Origin of the sequence: Anaeromyxobacter sp. PSR-1 (assembly GCF_000964525.1) — a bacterium.
In the GTDB taxonomy this organism is placed as follows: domain Bacteria; phylum Myxococcota; class Myxococcia; order Myxococcales; family Anaeromyxobacteraceae; genus Anaeromyxobacter.
This window is the reverse complement of record NZ_BAZG01000338.1, coordinates 1-1,718: the sequence shown is the minus strand read 5'-3', so window position 1 is coordinate 1,718 and position 1,718 is coordinate 1. Positions and strand designations below refer to the sequence as shown.

Below are 1,718 nucleotides of genomic sequence, written 5' to 3'. Positions count from 1 at the left end.
ACCGGATCGACACCGAGGGCACCACGCGCTCGGTGAAGGCCGGCGCGGCCGGCAAGCTGGTGATCTCGATCGTCCCGGTGGCGGGCACGCACGTGCACCCGCAGGCGCCGCTCAAGATCACCCTCTCGGCGACGCCGGGGCTGACGCTGTCGAAGGACAAGCTCGGCCACAAGGACGCGGTGGACCCGAAGGCCGAGGGGCCGCGCTTCGAGGTGCCGTTCACCGCCGCCCAGGCCGGCGCCCAGGAGGCGCGGGCGAAGGTGGACTTCTTCATCTGCTCCGACCAGTGGTGCGTGAAGCAGGCGCGCGACGTGTCGGTCCCGGTCAAGGTCGAGTAGGCGCGATGCGCGTCGTCTACGGCGTGAACCCGGTGCGCGAGCTGCTCCGCGCCGGGGGCGGCGACGTCGCCGAGCTGTGGCTGGCCGAGGGCGGCACGCGCGGCGCGGCGTTCGCGGAGCTGGAGCGGCTCGGGCGAGGGGCGGGCGCCAAGGTGCGCGCGGCGCCCCGCGCCAAGCTCGACCGGCTGGCCGGCACCGACCGGCACCAGGGCATCGTCGCGGTGGTGGCCGACTTCCGCTACGCGGAGCTCGAGGAGCTGCTCGCGCGCGCGCAGGCCGGCGGGCGCCCGCCGCTCCTGGTGGTGCTCGACGGCGTCGAGGACCCGCACAACCTCGGGGCCATCATCCGTTCGGCCCACGCGCTCGGCGCGCACGGCGTCGTCATCCCGCGCGACCGCGCGGTGGGCGTCACGCCGGCGGTGGCCAAGGCCTCGGCCGGCGCGGTGGAGCGCTGCCCGGTGGCGCGCGTCACCAACGTGGCGAAGACGCTCGAGCGCCTGAAGGAGGCGGGCATCTGGTCGGTGGCGTTCGCGGCGGACGGCGAGCGCCCCCTCGGCGAGGTCGATCTGAAGGGGCCGACCGCGCTCGTCCTGGGCAGCGAGGGGGAGGGGCTGCGGCCGCTGGTGCGCCGCACCTGCGACCTCTCCGCGCGGATCCCCATGTCGGGTGATCTCGACAGCTTGTCGGTGTCCGCGTCGGCCGCGGTCGCCCTGTACGAGGCCGCGCGGCAGCGCGCGGGCGCGCCGTCGAAATCAGCGGTCGAAATGCGTCCTTGACAAGATGGGGCCACTCATTTTAAAGACCGCCCTCCACAACGGACGGCGGTGGTTCGCCCGAGCCGTGCCCGAGGGATGGCGGTCGTGGATTCGGGAAGGATTTTGCTGGCGTAGCTCAGCTGGTAGAGCAGCTGCCTTGTAAGCAGCAGGTCGCGGGTTCGAATCCCACCGCCAGCTCAGCGCGCCGTGGGGTTCACGCAGCGTCATCGAGGTGAAGACATCAGGAGGGGTTCCCGAGCGGCCAAAGGGAGCAGACTGTAAATCTGCCGGCTTACGCCTTCGGTGGTTCGAATCCACCCCCCTCCACTGAGCAGCACCGGTAGCAGCGGCCCGCTGGGCGAGAAGCGAAGAAGAGGTTCGGGAAAACTTGCGGGAATAGCTCAGTTGGTAGAGCGTCAGCCTTCCAAGCTGAATGTCGCGGGTTCGAATCCCGTTTCCCGCTCCAGTGAGGTCGGATCAAAGGAATTGCCCTCGTAGCTCAGTCGGTAGAGCGCGTCCTTGGTAAGGACGAGGTCTCCAGTTCAATCCTGGACGAGGGCTCTCAGTCACTCCGTCGCGGTAGCCGAGTCATCCGGCGCACGCGCCAACAGCAGGGAGCGTACCC

Annotated in this window: 2 protein-coding genes and 4 tRNA genes; all 6 read left to right on the top strand. The window is 70.4% G+C overall.

Translation table 11 applies throughout. The features are described from left to right. Positions 1–338 (top strand): hypothetical protein (locus PSR1_RS23190; protein ID WP_059439632.1); only part of this gene is annotated, 338 nt, incomplete at its 5' end. Between the two features lie 5 nt (positions 339–343). Beyond that, on the top strand, positions 344–1,114 hold the full coding sequence (rlmB, locus tag PSR1_RS23185) for a 23S rRNA (guanosine(2251)-2'-O)-methyltransferase RlmB (RefSeq protein ID WP_059439631.1): 771 nt from the start codon (positions 344–346) through the stop codon (positions 1,112–1,114). Positions 1,115–1,218: 104 nt separating this feature from the next. Continuing rightward, positions 1,219–1,291: transfer RNA gene (locus PSR1_RS23180), tRNA-Thr, on the top strand. A gap of 46 nt (positions 1,292–1,337) precedes the next feature. Continuing rightward, positions 1,338–1,420, top strand: a tRNA-Tyr gene (locus tag PSR1_RS23175). 63 nt (positions 1,421–1,483) lie between these two features. Continuing rightward, positions 1,484–1,559, top strand: a tRNA-Gly gene (locus tag PSR1_RS23170). A 22-nt stretch (positions 1,560–1,581) separates the two neighbouring features. Next, a tRNA-Thr gene (locus tag PSR1_RS23165) sits at positions 1,582–1,654 on the top strand. The last annotated feature ends 64 nt before the right edge of the window (positions 1,655–1,718 follow it).

Coding starts and splice junctions, on each gene's coding strand:
- rlmB (WP_059439631.1), top strand. CDS start 344: ATGCGCGTCGTCTACGGCGTGAACCCGGTGCGCGAGCTGCTCCGCGCC.